At 72.9% G+C, this 6,970-nt stretch carries 5 protein-coding genes; 4 read left to right on the top strand and 1 reads right to left on the bottom strand.

Translation table 11 applies throughout. The features are described 5' to 3' along the window. Nucleotides 1-180: 180 nt before the first annotated feature. Complete coding sequence (locus tag EBH09_RS26465) at nt 181-852, bottom strand: bifunctional DNA primase/polymerase (protein ID WP_121749385.1); 672 nt, start codon at nt 850-852, stop codon at nt 181-183. Between the two features lie 444 nt (nt 853-1,296). On the opposite strand from EBH09_RS26465, the gene EBH09_RS26470 reads away from it, so the two are divergent. From EBH09_RS26470 to EBH09_RS26485, 4 genes are all read left to right on the top strand, one after another. Beyond that, a complete protein-coding gene (locus EBH09_RS26470; protein ID WP_121749386.1) occupies nt 1,297-2,790 on the top strand; it encodes a hypothetical protein in 1,494 nt (497 codons plus the stop codon). A gap of 312 nt (nt 2,791-3,102) precedes the next feature. After that, the gene (locus EBH09_RS26475; protein WP_121749387.1) at nt 3,103-4,449 is read left to right on the top strand and encodes an ammonium transporter; all 1,347 of its coding nucleotides are present in this window, start codon (nt 3,103-3,105) and stop codon (nt 4,447-4,449) included. Continuing rightward, nucleotides 4,446-4,784 (top strand): P-II family nitrogen regulator, encoded by a 339-nt coding sequence (locus EBH09_RS26480; RefSeq protein ID WP_019328769.1) that lies wholly within the window; start codon nt 4,446-4,448, stop codon nt 4,782-4,784. The genes EBH09_RS26475 and EBH09_RS26480 overlap by 4 nt, the downstream gene beginning before the upstream one ends. 59 nt (nt 4,785-4,843) lie before the next feature. Next, nucleotides 4,844-6,970 (top strand): [protein-PII] uridylyltransferase (locus EBH09_RS26485; RefSeq protein WP_193776543.1); only part of this gene is annotated, 2,127 nt, incomplete at its 3' end.

Genomic DNA, 6,970 nt, shown 5'->3' on the forward strand with positions numbered 1-6,970 from the left:
GGTGGCGGGCGTGCGGGTGTGGTGACGGGTGGCGGGCGCGTTGGCACGGCGCGCGCCGCTTGATGTGCGAGGCAGGGCAGGTCGCGGGGCGCGGCAGGTGTGCGCTGCGTGCGCGTGAGGAAACGGGGTGCGCCCGGGAAGCCCGCTCGCCTGCCTGCCCTCCCCGCCGGAGGCCGAGGCCTACGCCCGTGACCGATGGGCGACGTACGCCAGTGTCCCCAGCAGCAGCCGGGCCGCCGGCGGCCTGGTCGCCGAGTCGAGGGCCGGCGGACGCAGCCAGCGCACCGGGCCGAGGCCGCCGCGGTCGGAGGGCGGGGCGGTGACGTGTGAGCCGGGCCCCAGTCCGCGCAGGTCCAGGGCGGACGGGTCGTCCCAGCCCATGCGGTAGAGCAGCCGGGGCAGCTCGGCGGCGGCGCCCGGGGCGACGAAGAAGTGGACGCGGCCCTGCGGGGTCGCCGTGACCGGGCCGAGCGGGAGGCCCATGCGCTCCAGCCGGGCCAGTGCCCGCAGCCCGGCGGGCTCGGCCACCTCGATCACGTCGAAGGTCCGACCGACCGGCAGCATGACCGCGGCGCCCGGGAACTCGGCCCAGGCCTCGCTCGCCTCGTCCAGTGTCGCCCCGGCGGGCACCTCCGGCGCGAAGCCGAGCGGATGCGCACCCGGCGCCGGGCAGTCACGCCGGCCGCACGAGCACACGCCCGCGGCGGCGCGGGCCCCCGGCACCACGGCCCAGCCCCACAGTCCCGTGAACTCGGCCACCGCGGTGCACTCCGACGCGCGACCGCGGCGGCGCGCGCCGGACCGGATGTCGAGCATGCCCCGGGTGCTGCCGATGCCGATCGTGAAGCCCATGCCCCCTCCAACGGGTCGACGCAGCGGCGGTTACGCAGCGGACGCGAAACGTGACTCTCTGCTTCCAACTCCCCAGTCCGGCGCGGTTCAGGCAGCGTCCGGAAGCGTGCCGGGTGGTGTGCTCGCCCGCGCGCGCCCCGGTGTGCACCGTTGCACCGACTCCCGGTTGGCCTATGTCAAGTGAATCGCGTGCAGGCCACTGGGAGTTCATCCGAAGGGGTGGCGAATGGTGGCGATTCCGCAATCACCATGGCTGGACGGGTGATCGTAGGATTACTTTGTGTGCATGAAGCCGTGGGGCGCATGCACTTGCGGGTATGCCGGAGGCAACTCGGCTTTCCGTTCGAAGGGTGGCAACCGCCGGACGGAGGGCCCCAACCACCGGCATTCTGATAGGGCTTGGCGCACTCGGCGACAGGTGGTCTCAGGGATGGGGGCGTTCCAGTGAGCGGCAACGGCGGAAGCGGTACGAGCGCGGGAAGCGCGTCGCCCGCTGCCAAGCGCCCCAACGAGCTGCTCACCTCATGGTTCGCCCGCAGCGGCTGGTCCAAGGGAGAGCTGGCCCGCCAGGTCAACCGCCGGGCACGCCAGTTGGGCGCCAACCACATCTCCACGGACACCTCCCGCGTGCGCCGCTGGCTCGACGGCGAGAACCCGCGCGAGCCGATCCCGCGGATCCTGTCCGAACTGTTCTCCGAGCGCTTCGGCGTCGTCGTCTCCGTCGAGGACCTGGGCCTGCGCTCCACGCGCCCGACACCCTCCGCGACCGGCGTCGACCTGCCGTGGACGGGCCCGCAGACCGTGGCCCTGCTCAGCGAGTTCTCGCGCAGCGACCTGATGCTGGCGCGGCGCGGCTTCCTCGGGAGCTCGCTGGCCCTCTCCGCGGGCCCGTCCCTCATCGAGCCCATGCAGCGCTGGCTCGTCCCCTCGCCGTCGGCCTCTCCCTCCGGACGCGAGCCCGCGCCCGCCTCCCGCGCGCGTGGGCGCCTGTCCAGGCCGGAGCTGGACCTGCTCGAGTCGACCGCCGTGATGTTCCGCCGCTGGGATGCCCAGTGCGGCGGCGGCCTGCGCCGCAAGGCGGTGGTCGGCCAGTTGCACGAGGTGACCGACCTGCTGCAGGAACCCCAGACGGAGGCCACCCGGTCCAAGCTGTTCAAGGTCGCCGCCGAACTCGCCGAGCTGGCCGGCTGGATGTCGTACGACGTCGGGCTCCAGCCCACCGCGCAGAAGTACTTCGTCCTGGCCCTGCACGCCGCCAAGGAGGCCGGTGACCGGCCGCTCGGCTCGTACATCCTCTCCAGCATGAGCCGCCAGATGATTCACCTCGGCCGGCCCGACGACGCCCTGGAGCTGATCCACCTCGCTCAGTACGGCAGCCGGGACTGCGCCAGCCCCCGCACCCAGTCGATGCTGTATGCGATGGAGGCCCGCGCCTACGCCAACATGGGGCAGCCCGGCCGCTGCAAGCGGGCGGTGCGCATGGCCGAGGACACCTTCGCCGAGGCCGACGAGTGGGACGAGCCGGACCCCGACTGGATCCGCTTCTTCTCCGAGGCCGAGCTGTACGGAGAGAACAGCCACTCCTTCCGCGACCTCGCCTACGTCGCCGGCCGCAGCCCCGCCTACGCCTCGCTGGCCGAGCCGCTGATGCGCCGCGCGGTGGAGCTGTTCGCCGAGGACGACGAGCACCAGCGGTCGTACGCGCTGAACCTGATCGGCATGGCCACCGTGCACCTGCTGCGCCGCGAGCCCGAGGAGAGCACCGGCCTGGCCGTCGAGGCCATGGGCATCGCCAAGAAGGTCCGCTCCGAACGCGTCAACACCCGCATCCGCAAGACCGTCGACACGGCCGTACGCGATTTCGGCGACCTCGGTGAGATCGTCGACCTCACCGAGCGGCTCGCCGTCGAGTTGCCGGAGACCGCCGAAGCGGTCTGAAACCCACCAGCCCCGGCCGCGGCCGGCCCTCCCGAACTGCCCGACTCGGCTCCCCCATGCCAGGTCATTCGGAGGCCGCCGCGGCCGGTTTGCGTCCCGGTCGGGACGTTGCGCCACGATAACGATCGCCCGGCCCCGCATCAGGCAGTTCACCGACGCGTAACACGCACAGCGCCTTCGTCACGGCGGCGAAACAACGAGGGGCGCCCACCGAAACGGTGCTGAGCCAATCTCATGGCTCATAACCGGCCCACCCCTCATTCCGCTCAGGCTTCGCCCGCACGGGGCCGTACCAACGACGAGGAGACGCCGATGGCTCCAGCCATCACGCTCGCCGCAGAGACGGAGCTCTCTGCCGCCAACACGGGCTTCATGCTCATCTGCTCCGCCCTGGTGATGCTCATGACCCCGGCCCTGGCCTTCTTCTACGGAGGCATGGTCCGCGTCAAGAGCACCCTGAACATGCTGATGATGAGCTTCATCAGCCTCGGCATCGTCACCGTCCTGTGGGTGCTGTACGGCTTCTCCATGGCGTTCGGCACCGACACCGGCGGCATCGTCGGCTGGAACTCCGACTGGATCGGGCTCAGCAACATCGGCCTGACCGAGCTGTGGGACGGGTACACCATCCCGGTCTTCGTCTTCCTGGTCTTCCAGCTGATGTTCGCGGTGCTCACGCCCGCCCTGATCAGCGGCGCCCTCGCCGACCGGGTGAAGTTCACGGCCTGGGCGCTGTTCATCGCCCTGTGGGCCACGATCGTCTACTTCCCGGTCGCCCACTGGGTGTGGGGCGCCGGCGGCTGGGCCTTCGAGCTGGGGGTCATCGACTTCGCCGGTGGCACGGCCGTGCACATCAACGCCGGTGCCGCCGCGCTCGGGGTGATCCTGGTCATCGGCAAGCGGGTCGGCTTCAAGAAGGACCCGATGCGCCCGCACAGCCTGCCGCTGGTCATGCTCGGCGCGGGCCTGCTGTGGTTCGGCTGGTTCGGCTTCAACGCCGGCTCGTGGCTGGGCAACGACGACGGCGTCGGCGCGCTGATGTTCGTCAACACCCAGGTCGCCACCGGTGCCGCCGTCCTCGGCTGGCTCGCCTACGAGAAGATCCGGCACGGCGCGTTCACCACGCTGGGCGCCGCCTCCGGCGCCGTCTCCGGTCTGGTCGCCATCACCCCGGCGGGCGGCGCGGTCTCCCCGCTGGGCGCGATCGCCGTCGGCGTCATCGCCGGTGTGCTGTGCGCCATGGCGGTCGGCCTGAAGTACCGGTTCGGCTACGACGACTCGCTCGACGTCGTCGGAGTGCACCTCGTCGGCGGCATCCTCGGCTCCCTCCTCGTCGGCTTCTTCGCCACCGGCAAGGGCCAGTCCGACGTCGCGGGCCTGTTCTACGGCGGCGGCCTGGACCAGTTCTGGAAGCAGTGCGCCGGTGTCTTCGGGGTCCTCGCCTACTCCCTGGTCGTCTCTGCCATCCTCGCCTTCGTCCTGCACAAGACGATCGGCATGCGCGTGCCGGAGGACGACGAGGTGGCCGGCATCGACCAGGCCGAGCACGCCGAGACCGCATACGACTTCAGCGGCGCCGGCGGCGGTGCCGCCCGGACGACCGCCACGCCGGCCGCCTCCGTGGCCGCGTCGGCCCCGAGCAAGAAGGTGGACGCATGAAGCTCATCACCGCCGTCGTCAAGCCGCACCGGCTCGACGAGATCAAGGAGGCCCTCCAGGCCTTCGGGGTCCACGGCCTGACCGTCACCGAGGCGAGCGGCTACGGCCGTCAGCGCGGCCACACCGAGGTCTACCGGGGCGCCGAGTACACCGTCGACCTGGTGCCCAAGATCCGCATCGAGGTCCTGGTCGAGGACGACGACGCCGAGCAGCTCATCGAGGTCGTGGTCAAGGCGGCCCGCACCGGCAAGATCGGTGACGGCAAGGTCTGGTCGGTTCCGGTCGACACGGCCGTGCGGGTGCGGACCGGCGAGCGCGGCCCCGACGCGCTCTGAACAGCTTCGAAGCAGCTCTGTCGCAGCTCTGAGGCACGAGAACGGAACGGAGTCGCCGGGTGACGAGTACGGACGTGACGAAAGAAGCAGAGGACTCGGGACCCAGCGGCTACGCGGCGGCCCGGCTGCGCCTCCTCACCGAGGAGGCGCGGCCCGGGCCGCCGCGCCGTGCCGCCCTCGCCGGACTGACGGACGAGTGGCTCTCGGGCCTCTTCGCCGCCGCGGGCCCGCTCCGGGGCGTCTCCCTGGTCGCCGTCGGCGGCTACGGCCGCGGTGAACTGTCCCCGCGCAGCGACCTGGACCTGCTCCTGCTGCACGACGGCGGCGACGACAAGGCGGTCGCCGCCCTCGCCGACCGCCTCTGGTACCCCGTATGGGACCTCGGTCTCGCCCTCGACCACTCCGTGCGTACGCCGGCGGAGGCCCGCAGGACCGCGGGCGAGGATTTGAAAGTCCAACTCGGTCTCCTGGACGCCCGGCACCTCGCCGGCGACCTGGGTCTGACCGCCGGGCTGCGCACCGCGGTCCTCGCCGACTGGCGCAACCAGGCCCCCAAGCGTCTCCCCGAGCTCCAGGAACTCTGCGCCGAGCGGGCCGAACGCCAGGGCGAGCTCCAGTACCTGCTGGAACCCGACCTCAAGGAGGCGCGGGGCGGCCTGCGCGACGCCACCGCCCTGCGCGCCGTAGCCGCCTCCTGGCTGGCCGACGCCCCGCGTGAGGGCCTCGCCGAGGCCCGGCGCCGGCTGCTCGACGTACGCGACGCGCTCCACCTGGCGACGGGCCGGGCGACCGACCGGCTGGCGTTGCAGGAGCAGGACCAGGTGGCGGCCGAGCTGGGCCTGCTGGACGCCGACGCCCTGCTGCGGCAGGTGTACGAGGCGGCGCGTGTCATCTCCTACGCGGGTGACGTCACCTGGCGCGAGGTGGGGCGCGTACTGCGCTCGCGCTCTGTGCGGCCGAGGCTGCGCGCCATGCTGGGCGGCGGCAAACAGGTCGCCGAGCGTTCCCCGCTCGCCGAGGGCGTCGTCGAGCAGGACGGTGAGGTGGTGCTCGCCCGCACCGCGCGCCCCGACCGCGACCCCGTGCTCCCGCTGCGTGCCGCGGCCGCCGCGGCGCAGGCCGGGCTCCCGCTCTCCCTGCACGCCGTACGGCGCCTCGCGGCCACCGTGCGCCCGCTGCCCGCGCCCTGGCCCGCCGAGGCACGCGAGCAGCTGGTGACCCTGCTGGGCTCGGGCCGGCCCACCGTGGAGGTCTGGGAGGCACTGGAGGCCGAGGGGCTGATCACCCGGCTCCTGCCCGACTGGGAGCGGGTCCGCTGCCGCCCGCAGCGCAACGCCGTCCACCTCTGGACCGTCGACCGGCACCTGATCGAGACCGCGGTGCGCGCCTCCGGCTTCACCCGCCGCGTCCACCGGCCCGACCTGCTCCTGGTCGCCGCACTGCTGCACGACATCGGCAAGGGCTGGCCCGGGGACCACTCCGTGGCCGGTGAGACCATCGCCCGGGACGTGGCCGCGCGGATCGGCTTCGACCGCGGGGACACGGCCGTCCTCGCCACCCTCGTACGTCACCACCTGCTGCTCGTCGAGACGGCCACCCGGCGCGACCTCGACGACCCGGCCACCGTGCGCGCGGTCGCCGAGGCGGTCGGCACGGAGCACACCCTGGAGCTGCTGCACGCCCTGACCGAGGCGGACGCGCTGGCCACCGGGCCGGCCGCGTGGTCGTCCTGGCGGGCTTCCCTCGTCGCCGACCTGGTGAAACGCGTCTCGGCGGTGCTGGCGGGCGACCCGCTGGAGGAGCCCGAGGCCGCCGCGCCCACCGCGGAGCAGGAACGGCTCGCCGTCGAGGCGTTCCGCACGGGCGGGCCGGTACTGGCACTGCGCGCCCAGACCGAACCGCCGGCCGATCCGGAGCGCGCCGCCGACCCGGAGCCCCTCGGCGTGGAGCTGCTGATCGCCGTACCGGACCAGGCGGGCGTGCTCCCCGCGGTCGCCGGGGTGCTGGCCATGCACCGGCTGACCGTCCGCACCGCCGAGCTGCGGTCCCATCCGTTGCCGGACGGCGTCGAGGGCTCCGTCCTGCTGCTGGACTGGCGCGTCGCCGCCGAGTACGGCTCCCTGCCCCAGGCCACCCGCCTGCGCGCCGACCTGGTACGGGCCCTGGACGGCACCCTCGACATCGCC

The organism is Streptomyces sp. E2N166 (assembly GCF_003671715.1).
Lineage (GTDB): Bacteria > Actinomycetota > Actinomycetes > Streptomycetales > Streptomycetaceae > Streptomyces > Streptomyces thinghirensis.

What these genes read in the sequence shown, in the direction of transcription:
- EBH09_RS26465 (WP_121749385.1), bottom strand. Translation starts at nt 852, where the DNA reads ATGGGCTTCACGATCGGCATCGGCAGCACCCGGGGCATGCTCGACATC.
- EBH09_RS26475 (WP_121749387.1), top strand. Translation starts at nt 3,103, where the DNA reads ATGGCTCCAGCCATCACGCTCGCCGCAGAGACGGAGCTCTCTGCCGCC.
- EBH09_RS26480 (WP_019328769.1), top strand. Translation starts at nt 4,446, where the DNA reads ATGAAGCTCATCACCGCCGTCGTCAAGCCGCACCGGCTCGACGAGATC.